The organism is Streptomyces sp. 130, assembly GCF_007096885.1.
Classification (GTDB): domain Bacteria; phylum Actinomycetota; class Actinomycetes; order Streptomycetales; family Streptomycetaceae; genus Streptomyces.
The window spans coordinates 58,777-83,188 of record NZ_VJNO01000003.1 but is presented as its reverse complement, the minus strand read 5'-3'; the positions used below and the strand labels follow the sequence as shown (position 1 = coordinate 83,188).

The 24,412-nt window shown below is 72.7% G+C and carries 17 protein-coding genes and 2 pseudogenes; 15 read left to right on the top strand and 4 right to left on the bottom strand.

Features of this window, described 5'->3' with window-relative positions; genetic code table 11:
* Window positions 1–70: 70 nt before the first annotated feature.
* From FKN01_RS04290 to FKN01_RS04280, 3 genes are read left to right on the top strand one after another with little or no spacing between them, the layout of a single operon-like run.
* Window positions 71–1,024, top strand: coding sequence for a terpene synthase family protein (locus tag FKN01_RS04290; RefSeq protein ID WP_221939350.1), 954 nt, complete (start codon window positions 71–73; stop codon window positions 1,022–1,024).
* Window positions 1,025–1,082: 58 nt separating this feature from the next.
* Window positions 1,083–7,571 (top strand): type I polyketide synthase, encoded by a 6,489-nt coding sequence (locus tag FKN01_RS04285; RefSeq protein WP_143616511.1) that lies wholly within the window; start codon window positions 1,083–1,085, stop codon window positions 7,569–7,571.
* A 9-nt stretch (window positions 7,572–7,580) separates the two neighbouring features.
* Entirely contained in the window at window positions 7,581–8,795 is a 1,215-nt protein-coding gene (locus tag FKN01_RS04280; RefSeq protein WP_143616509.1) for a geranylgeranyl reductase family protein, read from the top strand.
* Window positions 8,796–8,801: 6 nt separating this feature from the next.
* On the opposite strand, the gene FKN01_RS04275 is transcribed toward FKN01_RS04280, so the two are convergent.
* Window positions 8,802–9,305: a hypothetical protein gene (locus FKN01_RS04275; RefSeq protein ID WP_260696762.1), complete on the bottom strand. Its 504-nt coding sequence runs from the start codon at window positions 9,303–9,305 to the stop codon at window positions 8,802–8,804.
* 494 nt (window positions 9,306–9,799) lie between these two features.
* On the opposite strand from FKN01_RS04275, the pseudogene FKN01_RS32995 reads away from it, so the two are divergent.
* Window positions 9,800–9,904: pseudogene (locus tag FKN01_RS32995) on the top strand (carbohydrate ABC transporter permease); the annotation flags it as partial.
* Window positions 9,905–10,192: 288 nt separating this feature from the next.
* On the opposite strand, the gene FKN01_RS04265 reads toward FKN01_RS32995, so the two are convergent.
* Together FKN01_RS04265 and FKN01_RS04260 are read right to left on the bottom strand one after the other, a co-directional pair.
* Window positions 10,193–11,749, bottom strand: coding sequence for a hypothetical protein (locus FKN01_RS04265; protein ID WP_143616505.1), 1,557 nt, complete (start codon window positions 11,747–11,749; stop codon window positions 10,193–10,195).
* Window positions 11,750–12,189: 440 nt separating this feature from the next.
* Window positions 12,190–12,837: a TetR/AcrR family transcriptional regulator gene (locus tag FKN01_RS04260; RefSeq protein ID WP_143616503.1), complete on the bottom strand. Its 648-nt coding sequence runs from the start codon at window positions 12,835–12,837 to the stop codon at window positions 12,190–12,192.
* A 165-nt stretch (window positions 12,838–13,002) separates the two neighbouring features.
* Here FKN01_RS04260 and FKN01_RS04255 point away from each other — a divergent pair, with 165 nt between their 5' ends.
* The 3 genes from FKN01_RS04255 (at window position 13,003) to FKN01_RS04245 (ending at window position 15,453) form a co-directional block, all read left to right on the top strand.
* A complete protein-coding gene (locus FKN01_RS04255) occupies window positions 13,003–14,142 on the top strand; it encodes an NAD(P)/FAD-dependent oxidoreductase (RefSeq protein WP_143616501.1) in 1,140 nt (379 codons plus the stop codon).
* Between the two features lie 149 nt (window positions 14,143–14,291).
* Window positions 14,292–14,705, top strand: a complete 414-nt coding sequence (locus FKN01_RS04250; RefSeq protein WP_143616499.1) for a DUF6153 family protein — start codon at window positions 14,292–14,294, stop codon at window positions 14,703–14,705.
* A gap of 121 nt (window positions 14,706–14,826) precedes the next feature.
* Window positions 14,827–15,453, top strand: coding sequence for a DUF305 domain-containing protein (locus tag FKN01_RS04245; RefSeq protein WP_143616497.1), 627 nt, complete (start codon window positions 14,827–14,829; stop codon window positions 15,451–15,453).
* A gap of 84 nt (window positions 15,454–15,537) precedes the next feature.
* On the opposite strand, the pseudogene FKN01_RS32990 reads toward FKN01_RS04245, so the two are convergent.
* A pseudogene (locus FKN01_RS32990) lies at window positions 15,538–15,684 on the bottom strand (sigma factor-like helix-turn-helix DNA-binding protein); the annotation flags it as partial.
* 245 nt (window positions 15,685–15,929) lie between these two features.
* On the opposite strand from FKN01_RS32990, the gene FKN01_RS04235 reads away from it, so the two are divergent.
* The 8 genes from FKN01_RS04235 (at window position 15,930) to FKN01_RS04200 (ending at window position 24,146) form a co-directional block, all read left to right on the top strand.
* The gene (locus FKN01_RS04235) at window positions 15,930–16,280 is read left to right on the top strand and encodes an NADH-quinone oxidoreductase subunit A (RefSeq protein WP_143616495.1); all 351 of its coding nucleotides are present in this window, start codon (window positions 15,930–15,932) and stop codon (window positions 16,278–16,280) included.
* 119 nt (window positions 16,281–16,399) lie between these two features.
* On the top strand, window positions 16,400–17,536 hold the full coding sequence (locus FKN01_RS04230) for a hypothetical protein (protein WP_313906130.1): 1,137 nt from the start codon (window positions 16,400–16,402) through the stop codon (window positions 17,534–17,536).
* A complete protein-coding gene (locus tag FKN01_RS04225) occupies window positions 17,529–18,473 on the top strand; it encodes an NADH-quinone oxidoreductase subunit H (protein WP_143616491.1) in 945 nt (314 codons plus the stop codon). Before FKN01_RS04230 ends, FKN01_RS04225 begins: the two co-directional genes overlap by 8 nt.
* 19 nt (window positions 18,474–18,492) lie before the next feature.
* Window positions 18,493–19,056 (top strand): NADH-quinone oxidoreductase subunit J, encoded by a 564-nt coding sequence (locus FKN01_RS04220; protein WP_143616488.1) that lies wholly within the window; start codon window positions 18,493–18,495, stop codon window positions 19,054–19,056.
* Window positions 19,053–19,358: an NADH-quinone oxidoreductase subunit NuoK gene (gene nuoK, locus FKN01_RS04215; RefSeq protein WP_143616486.1), complete on the top strand. Its 306-nt coding sequence runs from the start codon at window positions 19,053–19,055 to the stop codon at window positions 19,356–19,358. Before FKN01_RS04220 ends, nuoK begins: the two co-directional genes overlap by 4 nt.
* Window positions 19,355–21,214 (top strand): proton-conducting transporter membrane subunit, encoded by a 1,860-nt coding sequence (locus tag FKN01_RS04210; protein WP_143616484.1) that lies wholly within the window; start codon window positions 19,355–19,357, stop codon window positions 21,212–21,214. Before nuoK ends, FKN01_RS04210 begins: the two co-directional genes overlap by 4 nt.
* 5 nt (window positions 21,215–21,219) lie before the next feature.
* Window positions 21,220–22,728 carry a NuoM family protein gene (locus tag FKN01_RS04205; RefSeq protein WP_185992738.1) on the top strand — a complete coding sequence of 503 codons (1,509 nt, stop codon included), beginning with the start codon at window positions 21,220–21,222 and terminating at the stop codon, window positions 22,726–22,728.
* The gene (locus tag FKN01_RS04200) at window positions 22,725–24,146 is read left to right on the top strand and encodes an NADH-quinone oxidoreductase subunit N (RefSeq protein WP_143616480.1); all 1,422 of its coding nucleotides are present in this window, start codon (window positions 22,725–22,727) and stop codon (window positions 24,144–24,146) included. Before FKN01_RS04205 ends, FKN01_RS04200 begins: the two co-directional genes overlap by 4 nt.
* Window positions 24,147–24,412: the final 266 nt, after the last annotated feature.

The window sequence follows — 24,412 nt, the reverse complement described above, 5'->3', positions numbered from 1 at the left end:
CCCCATCGAGCCGGCCGTCCACCCGCGGGCCGACGAGGCCGAACGCCGCGCCGCCGACTGGATCGGCGCCATGGGGTTCACCCGGAGCCCTGACGAGTACGCCCGCGTACTGGGGACCAGGAGCGCCGACTTCTACGCGCGATTCGCGCCGCACGCCGACCCCGAACGCCTGTGGCTCGCCGCCTGCTGGGTCTACTGGGGGTTCGCCTTCGACGACGCCCGCTGCGACGAAGGCCCCCTGGCCGCGGAACCGGCCGGCTTCGCCCGCACGGCCGCACACACCCAGCGGGCCCTGGAGACCCCCGGGCCGCTGCGCACCGATGACGGCTTCGCCGCCGCCGTCCACGACCTCGGCGAACGGTTCCGCGCCTGCGCCACCCCCGTACAGAACCGGCGCTTCCACCACGCCCACCAGGCATGGCTCACCGGCGTCCAGTGGCAGGTGTGCAACCGTGCCACCGGGGTCATGCCCACCCTCGACGAGTACCTCACCATGCGGCTGCACTCCGCGGGAGGCGAACCCACCTACGCCATGCTGGAGATCGTCAACGGCGAGGAGGTCCCCGCCCGCGACATGGACGCGCCGGCGGTCCGGGCCCTCACCGAGATGGCCATCTGCGTCGACGCCCTGGACAACGACCGCCACTCCTTCGCCCGCGAATCCACGCGCCGTCAGACCGACCAGAACCTGCTCACCGTTCTGATGGCTCACGAGGGCGGCACGCCGGAACAGGCACTCCACCGGGCCGTCGGTCTGCGCGACACCATCCTGTGCCGCTTCCTCGAACTCCACGCGAGCGTGCGGGCGCGTGCGGGCGAGCCGCTCGGACGCTATGTCGACGACCTCGCGCACGGCATCCGCGGCAACATCGAGTGGGCCGCGCGCACAGCGCGCTACGCCGCCGACGGCATCCCGCGCGCCGTGCCCCCGGCCCGCTCCCACTGGACGGACACGCCGCTTCCGTGCGGGCCCGACCCCCGCGGCCTGCCCTCCATCGCCTGGTGGTGGCAGGTCCACGGCTAGGGCGTGCCCGGGCCGGCGGCCACCGGCTCCCCCCACGACTGAAGGACGGAACCCGCTCATGGACGCACAACTCCTCGACAGCGCACCGGAAGCAGACCGGGACGGCCCGATCGCGGTCGTGGGGGCGGCCTGCCGGTTTCCCGGTGAGGTCAGATCGCTGACGTCCCTGTGGCAGCTGCTGCTGGAGCGCCGGGACACCCATCGCCAGGTACCGGAGGAACGGTGGCACCAGTCGGAACTGGCCGGGCTGCCCTCGCAGGTCGCCGACCGGCTGCGCTACGGCTGCTTCCTCGACGACGACGTCTACGCCTACGAGCCGGAGTTCTTCGGCATCAACGCGCAGGAGGCACCCTGGGTCGATCCGGAGCACCGGCTGCTCTCCGAGGTCGCCTGGGAGGCCGTCGAGCACGCGGGAATCCCCGCCCGCCGGCTCTCCGGCACCCCGACCGGAATGTTCTTCGGGATCTACCAGAAGGACTACATGGTGCGGGTGCAGCGGCCCCTGGAAGAGGTCGACGCCTACGCGATGTACACCGGCTTCGACAGCATCGGCCCCGGCCGCATCGGGTTCATGCTGAACCTCAGGGGGCCCCAGGTCGTCCTGGAGAGCGCGTGCGCGTCCGGCCTCTACGCCGTGCACGCCGCCTGCCAGAGCCTGCGCACGGGCGAGTCGGAGCTGGCGCTGGCCGGGGCCTCGATGCTCACCCTGGGGCCGGAAGGCGTCATCGCACCGGCGCTGTGGGGCGTCTTCTCGCCGACCGGACGCTGCCACGCCTTCGACGCCGCCGCCGACGGGTACGTCCGGGGGGAGGGCTGCGGCGTCCTCGTGCTCAAACGGCTGGCCGACGCGACGCGGGCCGGGGACCGGGTGCTGGCGGTGGTGCGCGGCACGGCGGTCAACCAGAACGGACGGGGCACCCGGCTGAGCGCGCCGTCGAAGACCGCGCAGATCGATCTCTACCGCCTGGCGCTGCAGCGCGCGGGCGTGGAGCCCGGAGACATCGGAATGGTGGAGGCGCACGGGCCCGGCACCGCGGTGGGCGACCCGATCGAGTTCGCGGCCGTGGCCGAGGTCTACGGCAAGGGCCGGGACCGCTGTGCGCTGGGCTCGGTCAAGACGAACATCGGCCACACCGAACCGGTGTCCGGCGTGGCCGGGCTGCTGAAGGCCATCGCGTCCCTGCGCCACGGCCAGGTGCCCGCCAGCCTGCACTTCGACCGCTGGAACCCGCAGATCGATGCCGACGGCACCCGCCTGTTCGTGCCCACCGACACCACCCCCTGGCCCGTCGGGAGCGGAGCCCGGCTCGCGGCGGTGTCCTCCTTCGGCATCAGCGGCACCAATGTGCACGTCGTGCTGGAGCAGCCCCCCGCCCTGCCGCGCGCCCGCCCGACGCGGGGCGCCGCCGCCGGGGGCAGCGCCCCGCCGCTCGTGGTCCCGCTGTCCGCCGGAACACCCACCGCCCTCCGGTCGGCGGCCGGCCGGCTGGCGCGGTGGCTGAAAGGCGACGGCGCCCGGGTCCCCCTCGCGGACGTGGTGCACACGCTGGCCGTGCGCCGCTCGCCCGCCCGGGAACGGGGCGCGGTCGTCGCCGCCGACCGGACGCAGCTGGCGGCCCGCCTCCAGGAACTCGCCGACGGCGCCCCCGCACCCGCGGGAGTCGCGACCGGCACGGCGCTGCCGGACCTCGGCGGGCAGGACGTGGTGTGGGTCTTCTCCGGACACGGCTCCCAGTGGGCCGGCATGTGCCAGGGACTCCTGGACCGTGATCCCGAGTTCACCCGGGTCATCGACGCGCTCGAACCTCTGGTGGCCGAGGAGTCCGGATTCTCCCTGCGGCGGACCCTGCTGAGCCCCGAGGTGGTGACGGGAATCGACCGGGTGCAGCCGGTGATCTTCGCCATCCAGCTGGGCCTCGCGGCGATGTGGCGCTCCCACGGGGTCCGGCCGGCGGCCGTGATCGGTCATTCGATGGGCGAGGTCGCCGCCGCGGTGGCCTGCGGGGCCCTGAGCGTCCGGGACGGCGTACGGGTCATCTGCCGGCGCTCACGCCTCATCCTGAGGGCCGCCGGGCAGGGGCTGATGGCCTCGGTCGCCCTGGACCGCGAGGAGGTCGAGCGGCGGTTGTCGCAGGAGGACGTGCGGGGGGTCACCGTCGCGGTCGTCGCCGCGCCGGGGAACACCGTCGTCGGCGGGGACGCGGACCGCATCCGCCGGCTCGCCGAGGAGTGGGACGCCCGGGGGGTGGGTATCCGCGTCGTCGAGGTGGACGTGGCGTCCCACACCGCCCACATGGACCCCGTCCTGCCCGACCTCGCGCAGGCACTCGCCGGTGTGGCCGGTACGGCTCCGGAAGCGACGTTCTACAGCACCGTCACCGAAGATCCCCGCGCCCCCGTCGCTTTCGACGCCGCCTACTGGTCGGACAACCTCCGCCGGGTGGTGCGCTTCGCCGACGCGGTGCGGGCCGCCGCGGAGGACGGGCACCGGCTGTTCATCGAGATCGGCCCCCATCCCGTGCTGGCACAGCCGCTCCAGGCCACGCTCGCGGCGGACGGCCGCACCGGCACGGCCGTCGTAGCGTCCCTGTCGCGCGACACCGACGACGTGCTCGCGTTCCACACCGGCGTCGCCGCCCTGCACTGCGCCGGCCACCCGCTGGACTGGGCCGAGCGCCACCGGAACGGCACCCTGGCCGACGTACCGCCGACGACCTGGGAACGCACCCGGTACGTCGTCGACGCGTCCCCCCTGCGGCAGTCGTCGGCACCCCGCAGCGGTGCTTCCTGGCACCCGCTCACCGGTCCGCACACCACCGACCCGGACGCCGAGGGGCGTCACCTGTGGCAGACCCGCATCACGCACACGACACTTCCCTGGCTCGATGCCCACCGCGTCGACGGCGTCGCCGTCGTCCCCGGAGCCGCGTTGTGCGAGATGGCGGCGGCGGCAGCCGGTGACGTCCACGGTGCCGGCACCGGCAGGCTCACCGTCACCGACATCGAACTGCGGCGCCTCCTGCTGGTCTCCGACGCCGCGACGCTCACCGCGACCGCCGAAGCCACCGGCCCGGACACCGCACGCTGGCGCGTCGTCAGCACCGCGGCCGACGGTGCGCCGGTCGAACACGCCCGAGCCCGCCTGCGCCTCTCTCCCGAGAACGAACCGGCCCCGCAGGCAGAAGACCTCCAGCGCCTGCGCGCCGAGTTCCCCCATCCGGTGGACGCCGGGGAGATCTACCGCCAGATGCGCGAGGAGCGCGGCGTGCACCACGGCCCGCCCTTCCGCGGCCTCCAGGCCCTGCATACGGACGGCGCACCGGCGGACCGTGAGGGCGCGCGTCTGCTGGCCCGTCTCCGGGTCCCCGACGAAGGCCGGGCCGGCGCCCAGGCGCTGCACTGCCATCCCGTCGCGCTGGACACCTGCCTCCAGGCCGTCGCCGGCCTCGTCCTGCGCACCGGGACCGTGCCCGGCGGAGGCATCCTGCCCCAGCGCGTCGGGGCACTGCGGCTGTACGGGACGCTGCCGCTCAGCGGGTACTGCCTGGTGACCCTCCGCCGGATGGAGGACGACCGCTACACCGCGGATCTCCGGCTGTGGGCCGACGACGGCTCCGTCGCCGCCGACGCCACAGGGGTGGAGTTCCGTCATGTCCCCGCTGAGAGCCCGCAGGAGCGCTTCGCGCAGCGGCTCCTGCGCACGGCCTGGGAGCACTCAGAGCGCCCGGCGCCCCGATCGGAGCCCGGACACTGGGAACTCCTGGCGGAACCCGCACGCGCGGCCTACGCGGCGGCCCTGGGCGACGCGCTCCGACGGCAGGGCGCCACGGTGGCCGTCCGGACCTGCGCCCGGGGCGGTGGCTCCGGCCCGTCGCTGCCTCCCGCGGCCGACGATCCGGCTCCGCGCGCCGTGGTGTACCTGCCCGCGCCGAGCGGGGCGGCCGACGGGCGCGACCCGGACGCCCTGGCGCTGGAGCAGGTCGCGCGGCTCGTGGAGATCGCCCGTGACACGGCGCGATCGGCGGACCGCGGGGCGCCCGCACGCCTCTGGGCCCTCACCCACGGCGCCCAGCACGTGGCCCCCGGAGACCGCCCGGACCTGGGACAGGCGGGCCTGCGCGGACTCGTACGGGTGCTGGGCTACGAGCATCACGAACTGCGCCCGAGCGTCCTCGACCTGGGCCCGGGCACGCCGGTGGCGGACGTGGCGGCGGAGCTCCTGTCCTGCCCCGAAGAGCACGACGAGGTCGCCTACCGCGAGGGCGTCCGGCACCTGGCACGCCTGCGCAACGTTCCCCTGGACGAGCGGGAGCGCCGGCGCACCACGGTCGACCGCGCACGGGACCGGGTGGCGCTGCGCCTCGCCCGCCCCGGTGACCTGGACTCCTTCGAATCGGTCGCACAGCCCCGCCGCTCACCCGGACGCGGTGAGGTGGAGGTCCGGGTCGACGCCACCAGCGTCAACTTCATCAACGTCCTCCAGGCCATGGGCGTCTACCAGCGCTTCAGCGTCGAGGAGCCGGAGGAGGTGTGCGCGTTCGACGGCGCGGGCGTCGTCACCGCCGTGGGGGAGGGGGTGAGAGGTGTACGGGAGGGGGACCGGGTGGCCGCCATGTTCGTGGACGGGTCACGGGCGGCCGTCATGTCCTCCTTCGCGCTGGTCCGCGCCGACTGCCTGCTGCCGGTGCCCGGCAAAGTGAGCGGGCCGGACGCCGCCGCCCTGCCGTGCGCCTATCTCACCGCCTGGTACGCCCTGCGGCATCTCGCGCGGCTCCGGTCCGGCGAGACGGTCCTCATCCACTCGGCGAGCGGCGGCACGGGCCTGGCGGCGCTGAACCTCGCCCGCGCGTGCGGCGCGGAGGTGATCGCCACCGCGGGCAGCGTGGCCAAACGTGCGTACCTGCGCGGGCTCGGAGTGCAGCACGTGATGGATTCCCGTACGACGGACTTCGCCGGCCAGGCACGCGTGCTGACCGGTGGCCGGGGCGTCGATGTCGTACTCAACTCGCTCACCGGGCCCGCGCAGTCCGCCGGGCTCGGTGCGCTGGCTCACCGCGGCCGCTTCATCGAGCTCGGGAAGCGGGACATCTACGCCGACGCCCGCCTCCGGCTCCTCCCGTTCCGGCACAACGTCACCTTCGCCGGCGTGGACATCCTGATGATGATGCGCCGCCACCCCGAGCTGCTCGCCGAGGGCTTCAGCGAGCTGGCCGACATGCTCGCGCACGGCAGACTGCCGCTGCTGCCCGTCACCGAACGGCCCGTGACGGAGGCGTCGTCGGCCTTCCACACCATGGCCCGCGCCCAGCACACGGGCAAACTCGTCCTCACCTGGCCGGCCGAGGGCACCGGCATCCTTCCGGTGCGGCCCGAGGACGTCTCCGTCGTGCGGCCCGACGCGAGTTACCTGGTCACGGGCGGGCTGGGCGGGCTCGGTCTGCTGGTGACCCGGTGGCTGGCCCAGCGAGGTGCCCCGGCCGTGGTGCTCACCTCGCGCAGGGCCCCCACGCCGGCCGCCCAGGCCGCTCTGGCCGCCCTCACGGCGGAGTTCGGCACCCGCGTCGAAGTCGTGAACGGGGACCTGGCCGAGCCGGGAGCCGCCGACACCGCCGTCCGGACCGCCGTGGACACCGGTCACCCGCTGCGTGGCGTCGTCCACGCGGCAGCCGTCGTCGAGGACGCGACCGCGGACAACATCTCCCCGGCGCTCCTGGAACGGGTCTGGCGCCCGAAGGCGACCGGTGCCCGGCGCCTCCACGCCGCCACGCGGGGACACCACCTGGACTGGTGGGTCACCTTCTCCTCGGCCGCCTCCCTGCTCGGCAACCCCGGGCAGGGCGCCTACGCGGCCGCCAACGCCTGGCTGGACGAGTTCACCTCCTGGCGCCGGGCACAGGGCCTGCCGGCCACCAGCGTCAACTGGGGCCCCTGGGCGGAGGTCGGACGCGGCGTCGCCATGGAGGAGCGGGGCTACGCCATGATCTCCCCGGCCGAGGGCATCGAAGCGCTCGAACGCATCCTCGCCCACGACCGCGACCGCACGGCGTACACACCCGTCGACATGGGCCGCTGGCTGGAGTCCTACCCAGGGACGGGACGTGCCGCGTTCTTCGCCGGCCTGGCCGCTCCAGCCGGAGGCGGCGGCTCCGCCGGCCCGCCCGACTCACTGCCGGAGCGATTGCGGCAGGCCGGGAGCGCCCAACAGCGCCGCCAGTTGCTGGAGTCCCACGTCATCGAGCACATCGCCACGGTTCTGCGCCTGGACACCAGCCGCTTCGACGCCGAGACGTCCCTGGTCTCCCTCGGCCTGGACTCGCTCATGGCCATCGCCCTGCGCAACCGCCTCCAGCTCGCGTCGGGACTGGACATCCCCACCACCGTCATGTGGACCCATCCGACGGCCTCAGCCCTGACCGGATACCTCATGGGCCGCCTCCACCCCGAAGCGGACCCGCCGGGGACGGCGTCGCCCTCGGCGGTGGACATGCCCGCTCAGCCCTCACCGCTCGACGCCGGCCTCACCGCACCCGCTCAGGAAAACCGCTAGGTGGCTCCCATGGCTGCTCCTCACACTTCCGCCCACACACCCGTCGTCTGGGACGTGATCGTCGTCGGCGCCGGACCGGCCGGCGCGACGGCCGCCCGCGTCGCCGCCCGCAGCGGCCGCTCGACGCTCCTCCTGGAACGTGCCTCGATCCCTCGCTACAAGACCTGCGGCGGTGGCCTCATCGGAGCCTCGCTCGCCGCCCTGCCACCGGATCTGCCCCTGAACATCCGGGACACCGCCGACCGGTTCGCCTTCACCCTCGGCGGACGCGCCGCACGCACCCTCAGCTGCCTGACCCCGACCTGCGCCATGGTCTACCGCAGCGAGCTCGACGCGGCATTGACCGATGCCGCGGCGGCGGCGGGAGCACAGGTGAACGACTGCACCGTCGTGACCACCCTGGAACAGGAAGGCGACACGGTGACCGTACGGACCGGGCGCGGCGACACCCTGCGCGCGCGTGCCGTCGTCGGTGCGGACGGCAGTGCCGGCAGGGTCGCCCGGTACGTCGGCGTGCGCTGCGCGCAGGTCGATCTGGCACTCGAGGCCGAAGTACCGGTCGGGGACCGGGCCGCCGCCCGGTGGCAGGGGTGCGCCCTCATGGAGTGGGGTCCCCTCCCGGGCTCCTTCGGATGGGTGTTCCCGAAAGGGGACGTCTGCACCGCCGGCGTGGTCGCGGCGCGCGGCAATCCCGCGGCCCTCCGCGCGTACAAGGAGGACTTCCTCAGCCGCCAGGGCCTCGACGGCTCCCGTCCGCTCCACGACACCGGCCACCTGACCCGGTGCCGCCACCCGGACTCCCCGCTGGCGCGCGGCCGGGTGCTCGTCGCGGGGGACGCCGCCGCTCTCGTCGACCACTGGTCCCGCGAGGGCATCTCCTACGCGCTGCGCTCGGGTGACCTCGCGGGCAGGGCAGCCGCCCGCCTCGTGGACATTCCCGGGGACGAGGTGGACGCCGTCACCGGCGATTACGGACGGCAGGTCACCGAGACCCTCGGCGCCGAGATGCGGGCCAGCAGCACCCTGATGGACCTCTTCACCCGCAACCCCCGGCTCGTTCACACCGCCCTGACCCGCCTCCCTCCGGCCTGGCGCCGCCTCGACGCCTACATCTCGGGCCGCACCAGCGTCGCCCGGATCATGGCCACGCCACTCGTCCACACCGCCACGACGGTCGCCACCCGCCTCTCACCCCGACCCGCGAGCGGTGCCCGACCGAAATGAGGGGCGTCACACCCGGTCGACCGGCGCCCGCACCCCGCCCCGGCCGCGCCACCACCGCCACGCGGTGTGCCCCACGATCCACGCCCCGGCCACACAGGCGGCGGCGCGGCTCGCCGCCCAGGTGAAACCGAGCACCGGATGCTGCGCGTCCGCTTCCCCGCGGAGGCGTTGGGTCGTCTCGATGCAGGCCGTCAGCGGCACGAGGAGCCGGAAGAAGAGACCGCCGATGCCGGGGGTCCGGGCCAGGTTGCCCACGAATCCCACCGGGGCGCCGAAGACCAACGCCGCCGTTCCCCACAGGAGGATCTGCGGGGAGATCCCGACAGCGGCGGAGGGACCGGGCTCGGCCCCGGCCGGAACCGCGGGATACATCTGCTTGAACAGGTAGTACGTGACCACGCCGACGACCAGCCCGAGGGCGGCCAGCAGCGCCGACTCCTTTCCGGACCGACGGCAGTAGCCGACCAGGAACGCGTAGCCGACCCACGGCCAGCCTCCGGAGAAGAGCACGCTCAGGGCCTCACAGGCGCAGTTGTCGAACCTTCCGGCGACAGGCCCCGCCAGACCGAGTAACAGACCCGCGCCGACGCACACGGCGGCCGAGGTCAGACGAGTGCGCGAAAGGCGCATGGTTGCAGTCCCCTTGATCGTCCCCCGGGCCCACCGGCCCCCATCAGACGCATCCTCCCCCGAGCCTCGCCGCCAGTCAGTGGCATGACTGGTGCGGTGCAGTCTGCGCGGAGGTGTCGTAGACGCGGTAGTGGCCGGTGTCCGCCCGTGCACGCCGCTGCCGCGCCGGGGAACGAGGGTGGCGTGTGTGCCATCCGCAAGGGTGTTCGGACGGGGGCCCTGTGGGAGCTGTGCCCGACGGCTGGGAAGACAGCGAGACCTTCATCGCCAACGTTCCCTCACCTCACCTCACCTCACCTCTCACGGCCTCGCACACCCTGCAGCCCTGGGAAGCCCGCGTCCTCCGCCGCAGCGCCTGACCGCCCCACCACCCCACCGCGATGAGCGCCGCCGCTCTCCTCGGCGTCGTCCCGATGATCGTCTTCTTCCTCATCTTCCAGCGCTCCCTCACCCGCGGGATGACCGCAGGCGCCGTCAAGCAACCGCCCGCAGGGCGCCACCGCCACCCCGGATCCGGCACGAACAGCCCCGCTGCCGGATCCGGGGTTCAGCCGCCCCCGCACCACCCGTGCCTGGTTCCAGGCCGGTGGCTCCGAGCAGATCCGCGGTGTGCCGGGCCCGGTTCTGCGCGGCGGCGTGATGGGCCGGTCCCGTGACGTGTGCGACGCGGGGCCCCTGGTGGCGAGCAGGTGCTCGACCGCCGGGGCCACCCCGCTTGCCTCGTCCCCGCGGCGGACCCCCGAAGGTGACGCGGTCACGCCCGCACGTCAGGCCGAGGACAACTGCTCGGCGATCTCCTTGACCCACGCAGCGCTCTTGGCCGGGTCGTTGAGGGACTCCGCCCACTCGTCCGGGGTCAGGCCGTGGTTGGCGGGACCCGCTTTGAGGGCGATGAGGAGGGCCCTGGCCGAGTCCCGCATGGCGGACGACGTCGGGCCGCTCCCTTCGATCGCCGCTCCCGCCGCGAGCCCGTAGATCTTGCGCGCCATGGCCTGACGCTCGCCGTTCTCGACCTTCTTCCAGAACTTCAAGGCTTCTTTCAGCGCCTCGGGCCGGGAGGCGGGCGCGGCCGGGGTTTCAGCCCCCTCCGCCCAGCGCTCGGGGTGGCGGGCCCCGTCGTAGCGCTTCATGCCCGCGCGGCCAGCCTTGTACGCGGTGACGCCGAGGATGAGACCGGCCGCCCCGGCGGCCAGACCCCAGCCGACCGGGTTGCTCGCCAGTTCGGCTCCGCCCGCTGTGGCGGCGACCGCCGTCACGATCCCGCCGGCGGCCTTGGCGGACTCGCCCACGGCGGTGAACGCCTGCTTGCCCATCTTTTTGCGCTGCTTGCCCAGCGCGTACGTGTGCACGGTGTTCATGGTGTTCGCGTCCTCGGCGCGCCGGATGTCGGCGGCCGCGTCACGGGCGGCGGCCGTCGCGGCCCAGGCGGTATCGATGGCCTGGGAGACGCGAGCCATCCGGTCCTCGCCCTCGTGGTCCCAGTGGCCGTCCAGGGCGATGTACGCGTCGTCCGCGGCCTGTTCGGCTTCCTGCCGGGCCATGTCCAGCCGGGCCATGGCCCCCTCGTCGGTGCGGTCGTGCTTTTCGAGCCCCTTCAGGGCGTGGTACTTGCGAGCGGTCAGCCCGACACGCGTGGCCGCGCGGGCGCCCTTCACCGCTCCGACCACGCTGGAGCCGATACCGCTGACCTCGGATGCCGTCGCGGCGTGCGCGGCCATCTGCGCCTTCGTCAGTTCCTTGGCGATGCCGAGGGCGTAGTTCCCCGATCCGGCGGCACCGATGACGGCGTCGGCCTTCTTGGTGTTCGCCTTCTTGTCCGCCGTGTGGAAGGCGGCCCCGTCCTTGTGCTTCCTGGCTTTGACCGCCTCCATTCCGCTGAGGAGGGCGCCGGCGGTCTCCGTGACGAGGTTCTCCGATGCGGCGGCGGAGCCCGACGCGCCGGTGGAGTGCTTGAGACCCTCGCTCGCGGTCGCAGACGCCTGCTGGGCGAATCCCGCGTTGGCGGGGACATGGACGCCCTTGACGAAGGTGTCGATGAGTTCGAGGTTCTTCTTGACCTTGTCGAGCACTGCGGCGATCCGGTCGCGGTAACTCTTCGGAGCGGGGAGGGGGTCGGCGTTCTCCGCTTCCGTGCTCCTGGCGGCTTCGCCGGCGCGCTGCACCGCCGCGACCGCGGCCCGGTTGCCGAGACTGGCCTGGATCGCCAGGAGCGGGTGGTCCGGCGAGCTGAGGGACGGATGCCCGGTCCGGCCCTGTTCCCGGTTCTGCCTGGCTGGGGGCACGACCGACTGCCGAGACGGGGTGCGGTGGACCGGGGTGCTCATGACGTACCTCTCCTGTGCCGGACCGGGCGACTGGAGAGTAGTGAGACCGGGCCAACGGAAGGAGTACGGCGGGAAGATTCTTCACCGTTCACCCACCGGTATGGCCTTCGAACGCGCCTCCGGCCGCCGGGCCGGGCGGCGTTCGCTCTCCCCGTTGTCGGTTGCGCGACCGGGGGCGACGCGCACCGGCCCGAGCCACAGGTCCGGGGCCCGCGAGCTCAGCTCGGACCGGCGGCGCACGGCCGGCGACCGGTACGACAGCCCGGCATGCCAGAGGATGACGCCGGCGGGCGTACGAGGCGAGGCGCTGGGAGAGCGCGTCAAGCGGGGTGCGCGGTTCGTCGGAGCGCTCGACGACGAACGGCCGGCCGAGTGGGGCGAGCCCCCGGCCGCCCCGGCCGACAGGATCAACGCCGCCGTGCCCGGAACCCGTTCAAAAGTCAGGGCCGTGCGTCGATGTGCTCGCCCCGCTCCGCGGTTGTGGAGCTCGGGGCGATGCTCTGCCAGCCGTGTTCGAGAAGGTCGAAGGCGGCGTTGAGGGCTGCGGTGCTGTCGGGCTGGTCCCGGGCGATGCGAGGTGCTTCGAGGGCGAAGCGGGCGAGGGCGGTGCCGGCCGGGTCGTCGGAGGGAAGGCCGCTCTCCTCGGAGATGACCTGGGCCAGGGGAGCGGTGTTCTCCAGCCAGGCGTTGTGCTGGTGGTCCAGCAGCGCCGGGGTCCCGGTGACCAGGCCGAGGAAGGCGTTGACCTCGGGATCAGTGCCGGGCACGAGCAGCCGGTGGCGCAGGGCGTGTTCGCGCAGGGCCCCGGGGACGGACTGCCCTTTCGGGCGGTTGCGTACGGCGTCGAGCTGGTGGGCCTTCATCTCCTCCTGCCGGTCGAAGACGAGCGCTTCCTTGCCGGTGAAGTGCTTGAACAGTGTGGTGGTGGACACGTCGGCGGCGTCGGCGATCTCGCGGATGCCGACGTCGTCGTAGCCGCGCTCCAGGAACAGGCGCAGGGCCGCGTCGGCGATGGCCTGGCGGGTGGCGGCCTTCTTGCGTTCACGACGGCCCATCGGCGTGGGCGCCGCACTGCTGGCATCGGGCATGCCGACAATCTACAGCACTGGTGACACCGATCAAAAAGTTGAACCGTTGCACTTGTTGATCGGGTGTGCTTTTCTGGTGCGGCAGGCCGAAGGATGCGCCCTGCCCGACCTCGATCCCCCTGTCGCTGTCCCACTCGTGCCGGTCCACAGGAACGGAGCATCACCATGACCACACCCTCACCCGCCCCCCGTATCGCTGTCGTCGGAGCAGGCCCCGGCGGCCTCACCTGCGCCCGCATCCTTCAGCGCAACGGGGTGGACGTCGCTGTCTATGACCTCGCCTCCGGCCCCGACGACGGCAATCAGGGCGGCACGCTGGACCTGCATGAGGAAGACGGGCAGGCCGCGCTGAGGGAAGCCGGACTGCTGGAGGAGTTCACGCGCCTCGCCCGTCCCGAGGGCCAGGAGATGCGGCAGTTCGATTCCGCCGACGGAACCCTCCGCTTTCACCACCAACCCGCCGACGATCAGTTCGCCGCCCCCGAGATCGACCGAGGCCGGCTGCGTGACCTCCTGCTGAACTCCCTCGCCCCCGGCACCGTCCGCTGGGGACGCACGCTCGAGAGCGTCGAAGGACCCGACGACGGGCCCCGCCGGCTGCACTTCGCCGACGGCAGCGTCGTCGAGGCCGACCTCGTCATCGGCGCCGACGGCGCCTGGTCCAGAGTTCGCCGCGTGCTCTCACCCGCCACACCCGAGCACATCGGCATCAACTTCCTCGAAGCCTGGTTCAACGACGTCGAGACCGAACACCGCGCCGTCGCCGATCTCGTCGGGCAGGGCAGTGCCATGGCAGCCGACGGTGAACGCTGCCTGTTCGCCCAGCGCAACAGTGGCGGTCACCTACGCGTCTACATCATCCAGTCCGGCCCCGCCGACTGGCTCACCCGAGCAGGACTGACCGGCCAGGACACCGAGCGGATCCGCACTCTGCTCCTGGACCGATACCGGAGCTGGGCGCCCGGCCTGCGCCGGCTCATCACGGACAACGACGGCCCCTACATCCACCGTCCCCTCTACGCCCTGCCGGTTCCGCACACCTGGCAGACGAACCCCAGCGTCACCCTGCTCGGTGACGCCGCGCACCTCATGCCCCCGCTCGGCGTCGGCGTCAACCTCGCCATGCTCGACGCGAGCGAACTCGCCACCGCCATCACGAGTCACGGCACCATCGCCGACGCCATTCGCGCGTACGAGAAGACCATGGTGCCCCGTTCCCGCGAGATGCAGACGACACTGGACGGCGCCGCCGCCGGGCTGCTGTCGAACGAACTCTTCGACCCCGGCCAGGGCAACGCCGGCTGAGGGCGCCCCCAGCCCGGACGTCTTCAGCTCCGCCACCGCGGCCGACCGCGGGCCGATGGGCCCCGGGGCCCGGTGGTGGCTGCGCTCCACGAACTGGCGGACATCCGGCGGCCGGCACCCTCCGCCGGGGCAGCCCGTACGATGTGCGCATGGCCTCCTCCGCGCCGCGTTCGAGCCGCCGCCCCGCCGGGCGGCTGTTCGTGCTGCTGGTACTGGCGGTGCTCGCCGGCCTGCTGGGCATGCACGCCCTCGCCCCCGGGGGAGCGCCGCAGTCTCCACGCGCCGAGGCGGGCCACCACGGCACGGCGATGGCCACGGCCACCGAGGACGCTTCGCATCCGCTGCCCGGGTGCTCGCCGACCGACGGCGGGTCGGAGCATCTGGCTCACGCCGATGGATCATGCGTGGCGGCCGGGACCGAAACCTCCTATGCGCCGCCCCCACTGGCCGGCGCCCTGTCGGACGCGCCCGTCGCCGCCGTCGCGCCGAGGCGAACGGCGGCCTCCGCGGAGAGCGGACGGGCCCCGCCCGACCTTTCCGAGCTGCAACTTCTTCGCATATAGAGCGGCCCGCACGGCACCTGGCCCGGTTGTTCCGGCCACTGGTGCCGCACTCCCACCCGCTCTCACACCGTGAACTTCGCGCGCCCTCTCCGGGGCCGCGCGCTCAAGGAGTTGCACCACCATGATCAGCAAGCGTTCTCTGGTCCGTCGTACCGCCGCCGCGGCCGCCGCGAGCGCGGCCGCGCTCGTCCTGGCCGCCTGCGGCAGCGGCGACGGCCCGTCCGGTCACGACGACCACACCGCAAGCTCCCCCTCCGCCTCGGCGTCCGCCGCGCAGGGACGGCACAACGCCGCCGACGCGGCCTTCGCCAAGGGCATGATCCCCCACCACCGCCAGGCCGTGGAGATGGCCGACCTCGCCCCCAGCCGCGCCGAGTCGGCCGAGGTGAAGAAGCTTGCCGAAGACATCAAGAAGGCGCAGGACCCGGAGATCAGGACGATGTCCGGATGGCTGACCTCCTGGGGCGAAGACGTACCCGCCGAGGGCGCCATGGACCACTCCGCGCACGGCGGGGGCGGCGGCATGATGAGCGCCGAGGAGATGGACAAGCTCAAGGACTCCTCGGGCGAGGCATTCGACACCGCATTCATGAAGATGATGATCGAGCACCACGAGGGGGCGGTCGAGATGGCCAAGACCGAGCAGGCCGACGGCGTCTACGGACCCGCCAAGACGACGGCCGCAGCGATCATCACCTCCCAGACCGCTGAGATCACGCAGATGAACGAGCTGCTCGGCAACGACTGACCGGACCGGCCGTACAAGCGGGGCGGCGCACCACGAGGTGCCCCGCCCCGCCCCGGCCAGCGGCACGGACGGCGCTGAAGTTCGTCATTCATGGCCGGATACCTCTCGCAGTGCCGTCGGACGGGATCCGCCCCATGCATCGCGCGGCTTGCCGCACGCCCGGTGCAACCGTGATCTGACCGCGCCCACGGGAATGCCGAGAGCACGGGCCGACACCTCGTAGCTGAGATCCCCCACGGACGACGCCCGCATACGTGGGCCTCCACCCGTCCTTCGCCCCTCGCCCCCGAGCGGTTCCCTCCGCCCGGTCCGGCTCATGGCCCACCCCGGGCGTCGGACTCCGCGTCACGGAGCGCTGCGTCATCCGGTGGAAGGCGGGCGCGTCGCACGGCGGCTCGGGCCTGCCTGCAGGACGTGAAGCGGCCGGCCACGCACTATGGGGACGACGGTGACGCCGCGAGCGGAGGTTGGGCGGGATGGACGCATGGCGGTCGCTGCTGGTCCTTCTCGGCGTCGTCGGCGCCGGTTTGGCTGCCCTGTACGGCCTGGGCCTGTACCTCGCCGCGGTGCGGACTCCTCTGGAGACCGGCGCGTTCTCCGGAGGCGTCGGGCCGGACCAGCATGCCGTGTCACGCTTCCACGTGCGCTGGTATCCGGTCACCATGATCTTTCTGGCCTTCGACATGGAGATGCTTTTCATGTATCCGTGGGTGAAGGTCGTCTCCCGGGTGGGCACCGCTGCCGTCGTGGAGATGTTCGTCTTCCTCGGCGTCCTGTTCGCCGCGGTGGCCTACGCCTGGCGCGAGGGGGCTCTGCGGTGGACGTGAGAGGGCTGCTGCGGCGTACGGCGATGAACCGCCCGGCAGTTCTGGCGGTCACGGTGCCCGGAGCGACCGCCCTGCGGTTGGAGGCGGAGGCGGAGCTGCGCCGACGCGGATGGCCCCTCGTGGCCGCTCCGGCGGCTGCGGACCTGCTTCTCGTCTGTGGCGTCCCCGTCCGCACGGCCGCCGAATGGGTGGACGGCATCGAACAGTCGGTGCCGGCACCTGCCGTGCGCATCACGGTGGAGCGCAGCGGCCAGGTCGCACACGCACTCGACGTGGCGCGCCGGGAACTGACCGACCGGGCGGTTCGCTCGCGCGAGGCGAGGGCGGCACACGGTCCTGCCCCCCACCCCGCAGAGCGCCCCGCCAAGCGTCATGGGCACGGGGAACACGGTTCCGGGCACGGCCACCACGCGCACCACGACGGCTCGCAGCCCGAAGCGTCCGGCGGTCACTCCATGGACGAGGTGGCCGGCCTGCCGATGGCCGAGCGGGCCGATGACCGCGACGCGCTGAAACTCGACCGACTGCACGTGCCATTCGGTCCCGGGCTGAGCGACTGGCCCGCGGGGCTGATCCTCCGCCTCACGCTGCAAGGAGACGTCGTGCAGGACGTCGAAGCGGACCACCTCCCCGTGCCGGCCGGCCTTCGCCTGCCCTTCTGGGACGAGCCGTGGCTGCGGGCCGTCCGGGGCGAGCACGTCACCAGGGACAGCGCGGCGCGCCGGCGCTGTGCGGCGCATCTGGACAGCGCGGGACGGCTCCTTGCCGTCGCCGGCTGGGACGATGCCGCGGCGCGATGCCGTCTGCTGCGGGACGCGTTCCTGTCGGGGGCGTCGCGTCAGGCGATCGGCGGCGTGCTCAGCGGGACGGTGCGCAGAATCGGACGGTCCCGGATCCTGCGCTGGTCGATCGCCGGACTCGGGAGGCTGCCGGCCGGCGAAGCACAAGCGGCCGGCGTGTCCGGGCCGGCGCTGGCTGCGGACGGAGACGCCCACGACCGGTTGCTGACGTGGCTGAAGGAAACGGAGCGCGGCCTCGAAGCCCTCGATGACGCGCGGCCGTTGACGTCTGCCGACCGGACCGGACCACGCGGCCGGCTGGACGGGGCGAAGCCGCCGTCGCAGGCGTTGCTCGACGTTCTTCCCGGACTGCTGACCGGTGCCGAGTACGCCTGCGCGCGGATCGTCCTGGCCAGTCTCGACCCGGACGTCGATGAACTCGCCCTCACGCCCGTGTCCGGAGCGGTCCATGTCTGATGCCGCGCCCTTGTGGGCGGCCGTCGTCCTTCCCATGGCGCTGTCGGCGGCAGCCGTTGCCACGGCAGGCCTTTTCGCGGTGCTGACGGGGGAGGCGGAGCGTGGCCGGGCCGGGAGCGTCCGGGAGGCCGGGGTGCGGGCGCTGTCACCGTTGCGCGAAGCCCTGCGGCTGCTCGTCCAGCAGCCGCGCCGTACGACGGCCGCCGACCGGCTGCTGGGCCGGCTGGGTGTGGTGCTGGTCCCCGTGGCCGCGGTGCTCGCGGGCGGCGTACTGCCGTGGGGCTTTCGCGCGGTGAGTGATCCCCCGGTCGGCGTCGTGTGGTTCAACGCCATGGAGGCGCTGGCCTGGGCAGCGGTGTGGCTGGCCGGCTGGGGGCCGAACTCGGCTCTGCCGCTGATCGGCGGCTACCGGTTTCTGGCGCAGGGCCTGGCCTACGAACTTCCGCACATGTTCGCGCTCACCACCGCCGCACTGGGAGCCGAGTCCCTGCGGGTCGGGGACGTGGTCGCCGCCCAGAACGGTGTGTGGTTCGTGGTGTGGATGCCGGTGGCGTTCGCCGTCTACCTGCTGAGCGCGCTCGCGATGTCCTTCTGGGGGCCCTTCTCCCACCCGCTGTCCCGGGATGCGGCCGGTGGTGCGTCGGCCGAGCTCGCGGGCGTGGACCGGTTGGTGTTCCTGGGCGGGCGATGGCTGCTGCTCGTGGTGACCGCCGGTTTCAGCGTGCCGTTGTTCCTCGGAGGAGGTCACGGCCCCTTGCTGCCGGGCTGGGCGTGGACGCTGCTCAAGACCGCCGCCGTCCTGGCGCTGCTGGTGGCCGGGCGCCGGGCGCTGCCCGTACTGCGTATGGAGCGGTACATGGAGGTGGCCTGGATGGTGCTGATGCCGTTGACGCTCCTGCAGGCGCTGTTCGTCGCCGTGGTCGTACTGAACCGGTGAAAGGAAAGGTCCGCGGCCGATGTTCTACGACGTGATCTTCTGGGCGCTGGCCCTCCTGGCGGTGGCCGGCGGGGCCATGGTGTTCCGGTTCGACTCCATGGCCCGGGCGACGTACGCGCTGCTGGCCTCGCTGCTGTGCGTCGCCGGAGAGGTGCTGCTGCTCGGGCTCGACTACCTCGGGATCGTGATCGTGCTGATGATGACCATCGAGATGACCATCATGGCCGTATTCATGCTCATGTACATGATGAATCCGGCCGGGTTGATGCCGATGAGCATGGTCCACAACAAGAAGGGCGCGACCGTGATCTGCTCGGCGCTCTTCGCTGCCCTGGCCCTGGGCGTGTTCGTCGCTCCGTGGCCGGCCCGGAGCGGCCGGCCGTCGGCCGACCCGGCCATGGACCTGGGCATGTCGCTGATGGGCCCTCAGATGCTCACGATGATGACCCTGGGGCTTGCGCTGTTCGCGACCATCGTCGCGACCGTCGTCCTCGCCACCCGCCGCGGCCGGTACGACCGGTTCGGGGACGACCTGAAGTCCCGCACCGCCGACGACCCGGTACGGGGAGGGGTGGGCCGATGAGCCTGGAACTCTTCCTGCTGCTTGCCGCGGCCCTGTTCAGCATCGGACTGTTCGGCGCGCTCACCCAGCAGTCGGTCGTGATGCTCATGATGGGGTTCGAACTGATGCTGGGCGGCGTCATCGTCGGCGCGGCAGCAGCCTGGCACTACATCGCCCCGGCCACCGCCGACGGTCAGGTGCTCGTGGTCCTGGCGGTCACGGTCATGGCGGTGGAGATGGCCATCGGGTTCGCTGTGGTCACCGCGCTCTTCAGAGCCCGAGACGTCGACATGACCGACATGGCGGCGGAGCTGAAGGAGTGAGCGCGCTGCTGTGGGTGCTCATCGCGCTGCCGCTGAGCGTGGGGACCCTGCTCGCGGTCGTCGGCAGGCCGGTGGACCGTTGCGCTCCCGCCGTCGCGGTCGTCACGGCCGCCGTCGGGCTCGGCCTCGCCGTCGCGGTGGCGTTCGGGCACCCGCGCGTCGAAGCGCCGTTGCTGGAGGGGCTTCCCGCCGCCCTCGCGGTGGACGGTCTGTCGGGCCTCATGGCGGTGACCGTCACCGCGGTGACCACGGCCGTCCTCCTGTTCAGTGTCGCGGACATCGGCCCGGGAGAGGCACGCGCCCGCTTCTTCGGGCTGATGCTGTTGTTCGCCGGCGCGATGCTGGGGACGGTGACGGCGACGACGCTGCCGGTCCTGCTGATGTCGTGGGAGGTGATGGGCGCCACCTCCTGGGCGTTGATCGGCTACTGGTGGCGCGACAGCGAGCGCGGTGACGCGGCCGACACCGCCTTCCTCACCACCCGCGCCGCCGACCTCGGCCTCTACCTCGCCGCCGGGGCGGCGCTGGCGAGCGGACAAGCCGGCTCCCTCGCCCTCGACGGCCTCGCGGCCACGACCGGTGCCTGGTCCGACCTCGTCACCGCCGGTGTCATCACGGCCGCGTTCGGCAAGTCCGCCCAGCTGCCGTTCAGTTTCTGGCTGTCCCGGGCCATGCAGGGCCCCAGCCCCGTCTCCGCGCTGCTGCACTCGGCGACCATGGTCGCGGCCGGGGCGTATCTGCTGCTGAGGCTGGAGCCGCTCCTCGCACGGTCCGGCTGGGGCGGGCACGTCGTGGCGTGGACGGGTGCCGTGACGGCGGTCGCGCTCGGCCTGGTCGCCGTGGCCCAGAGCGACCTCAAGCAGCTCCTTGCCGCCTCGACCTGCGCGCAGACCGGTTTCATGGTGCTGGCGGCCGGCGCCGGCGCGGTGACCGGCGGCACCCTGCAACTCGTCGCGCACGCCGCCGCGAAGAGCCTGGCCTTTCTCGTCGCGGGCGCCTGGCTGACGGCCCTGGGCACCAAGGAGTTGCCCGCCCTGCGCGGGGCGGCCCGGCGCTACCGAACCGCCGGCGTCACCTTCGGCGTCGCGGCCCTGGCGCTGGCTGGCGTCCCGCCCCTGGCCCTGTGGCCGGCCAAAGACGTACTCCTCGCCGGCGTCCTCGAGAAGAGTACGGCTCTGTACGCCGCCGGGCTGGCCGGCGCCGCGATCTCCGCCGTCTACAGCGTCAAGGCCCTGTGGTTCGTCTGGCGGCCCCTGCCCACGTCCGTACCGGACGCCCGCGAGCGGCAGCCTCAGCCGTACGGGACCCGGCTGCCGCTCCTGACCCTGGCCGTCGCGTGCGCCGCCCTGACCGTCACCTCCTTCCCGCCCGTACGGGACGCGGTGGGGCGGGTGCTCGGCGGCGAGGCGCAACCGGGGCCGTACGCCTGGGAGTTCGCCTTGACCGGTGCACTGGCGGTCGCCGTCGCCACCGGGGTCTGGATCCGAGGCCCACGGCCTCTCGCCCTGCCGGGCCGGATCACCGCCGCGGTGTCGCAGTGGCTCGTCCTGGAAACCGCCGCACGCACGCTGTTCGTGACCCCCGTGCTGCGCCTGGCCGGCGCACTCGCCCTCTTCGACGACCGAGTGCTCAACCGTGCCGTCGACGCCACCGCCCACACATCGGTCCGGCTGGCCAAATGGACCGACGCACACGTGGAGCGGCTCGTCGACGGCGCAGCGGAGGGCGTGGCCGCAGGCGCGAGAGCGCTCGGCCGCTGGGCACGCCGACCGCAGACCGGGCAGCTGCACCAGTACCTCGCTCAGGCGGTTGCCGCCCTCACCGTCCTCGCCGTCGTCCTCGTCCTCGTGAGGTGACCGCCGTGCTCACGGCCATCGTCCTGCTCCCGACCGTCATGGCGGCCCTCCTGCTGTGCGTGCCGCGCAGCGCGCCCCGGAGCCTCTTCCTGACGGCCTGGACAGCCACCGCCGCCGCCGAACTCGTCCTGACGGCGGCCGTCTGGGCGGGCTACGACCTCGGCGCGGGCATGCAGTACGAGACGCGGGCCCGCTGGATCCCCGGCGCCGGCGTCAGTTACCACATCGGAGTCGACGGCCTGTCCCTGCCACTGGTGGCCGTCACCTGCGTCCTGTTCCTGGCGTGCGCTCTGTACGCCTGGCGCTCGACCCGGCGGGTGCGGGAGTTCGCGGCCCTGTTCCTCTTCCTGCAAACCACCTGCCTGGGTCTGTTCGTCGCCCTCGACCTGATCCTGTTCTTCGTCTTCTTCGACCTGTCCATCGTCGCGATGTACTTCGTCATCGCCGGGTGGGGGCACGAGCACGCCGCCCGCGCCGCCCTGAAGTTCTTCCTCTACACCTTCATCGGCTCCCTCGCCCTGCTGCTCGGCTTCATCGGCCTGTACCTGGCCGCCGACCCCCACACCTTCGACATCATGGAGCTGACCACCGCGAACCCCCTGGCCGGCCGTGCCTCGTACGGCGCACTCGTCCTTCTCGCCATCGGCGTCGGACTGGCGGTCAAGACCCCCACGGTGCCCTTCCACACCTGGCTGCCGCCCGCACACACCGAGGCCCCGGCCGCCGGGTCGGCGATCCTCGCCGGGGTGCTGCTGAAAATGGGCACGTACGGCTTCCTGCGCATCGCCCTGCCCGTCCTGCCCGGCGCCTGGCGCGAGTACGCCCCCGTCTTCGTCACCATCGGTGTGGTCTCCGTGCTCTACGGCGCGCTCGTCGCCCTGGCCCAGAGCGACTTCAAACGGATGGTCGCGTACACCTCCGTCAACCACATGGGCTACATCATCCTGGCCATCGGCGCGGCCGGCGCCGTAGGCACCGGCCAGGAGGAGGCCCGCCGCCTCGCCGTCACCGGATCGGTCTTCCAGATGGTCAGCCACGGGCTGCTGACCGGGGCGCTGTTCCTCCTGTCCGGGGTGCTGTACGAGCGTGGCCGTACGTATGAGATGTCCGCCTACTCCGGGGTCGCCGGCCGGGCACCGGTCTTCGCCGCGCTGACCGGTGTCGCTGCCTTCGCCTCCCTGGGGCTCCCCGGCTTCTCCGGCTTCATCGCCGAATTCCAGGTGCTCACCGGCAGCCTCGGCCCGCAACCGGTGGCCACCGGACTGGCGGTGCTCGGCATCCTGCTCACCGCCGGCCTGTTCCTGCGCGCCCTGCGGCAGATCTTCCTCGGGCCGCTGCGGTTGCCGCTCGCCGCGCCGGGCGCCGACCGGCCGTTCCCCGACATCCGAGTCAACGAAGGGCTCGCGATCATTCCGCTGCTCATCCTGGGCGTCGTTCTCGGCCTCGCCCCCCGGTTCGTCCTGGACGTCATCGAACCCGCCTCGCGCACCGTGCTGGAGCTGTTCGCGAGATGACCGGGATGAACGAGAACCCCCTCGACCTCCTGCCCGAGGTCCTCCTCGCCGCCTCCGCCGTGCTCGGTCTGCTGCTCGGCGCCTGGCTGCCGCGCCACCGCCAGTGGCTGACCGGAGCCCTGGCGGGTACGGCATGCGCCGGAGGGACCGTGGCCGCGGTGCTCGACGCGGGCGGCCCGGTGAAGACGGCCTTCGGCCAGTCCTTCGCCCTCGACACGCTCACGGCCACCAGCAGGGTCATCATCCTCGGGGCTGCCCTGCTGGTCCTCGCGCTCGCCATGCCACGGCTGCACGGCGACCCCCGCGAAACCGAGTTCTACGTCCTGCTCCAGCTCGCCACGACCGGCGCCCTGGTCCTGGCGGGAGCCCAGGATCTGCTGCTGCTCGCCTCCGGCTATCTGCTGGCCGGCGTGCCGGCCTACGCGCTCGCGGGCTTCCGCAAGGACGGCCCGGGCACCGAGGCCGCCCTGAAGTTCTACATGGTGGGCGCACTCCTCGGCGTAGTCATGCTCACCGGCATCACCATCCTGCTGGCCGCCGGGCGGACCACGTCGTACGCCACGCTGCGCACCGAACTCGCCCAGGCACCGTCCGGACTGGTGGCGGCCGGCACGCTCGCCCTGCTTGCCGGTGTCCTCTTCAAAGCCGGAGGCGTGCCGGGCCACTTCTGGGTACCGGATACGATCCAGGGCAGCTCGGCTCCGGTCGCCGCGTTCCTCACCACGATCCCGAAGATCGGTGCGCTGGCGGCCTTCTACCGGCTCGCCGCCGTCCCCCTCGCGGACGCCGGCCTGCCGTGGGCCGGCCTGGTGGCGGTACTCTCCACGGCCTCGATGACTCTGGGCAACCTGGCGGCCTTCTTCCAGCAGAACGTGAAACGGCTCCTCGCCTACTCCACCATCAGCCAGGTCGGCTACCTCCTGCTCCCGGTGGCCGTCGCCGGACGCACCGGCCTGGACCAGCGGACACTGCTGTACTACCTGGCCGGGTACGCCCTGACCAACCTCGGAGCCTTCGCCGTCGTCTGCGCACTCGGCCGAGCCCGCACCATCGACGACTACCGAGGCCTGGCCAGGACGCACCCGGCCCTGCTGGCCTCTCTCGTCGTCTGCCTGCTGGGCCTCGTGGGTACGCCCCCCACCGCCGTCTTCCTCGGAAAACTGGAAGCCTTCAGCGCAGCCATCGACGGAGGCTACGCCTGGCTCGCCGTCGTCGCGGCGGTCAACACGGTGGCGTCCCTCTTCTACTACCTGCGCTGGATCGCCCCGGCTTTCCTGGCACCCGGCCCCGCTGACGTCCCTCACCCGACATCGGGGATCGCCGCCGCGACCGCCTACGGAGCAGCCGCCGGTTCCGTCCTGCTCGGCCTGCTGGGCGGCACCTTCCTGGACGCGCTGTCCGGCCCGCTCGCCCGCTGACCGGACGTCGCAGCCATGGAAGCAACCGGGACGCGGCCGGCACCGTCGCGGCTCAACCGGGCCCAGTGGCATGCGACCGTGAGCAACCGTGCAGGCTGGCCGGGCACATGGCCAGTCGCGCGGAGCAGCCACGGGCCCGTCCGTGCGGCGCGGTAACCCAGCGCAGAGCCTGGACCCGGTGAAACCCGTCCCTCCCGTCAGCAACACCGCCGTGGAACCGCTGCCGTCCGCCCGGCCGACACGTTTCACCAGGTGCGCACCCCCGC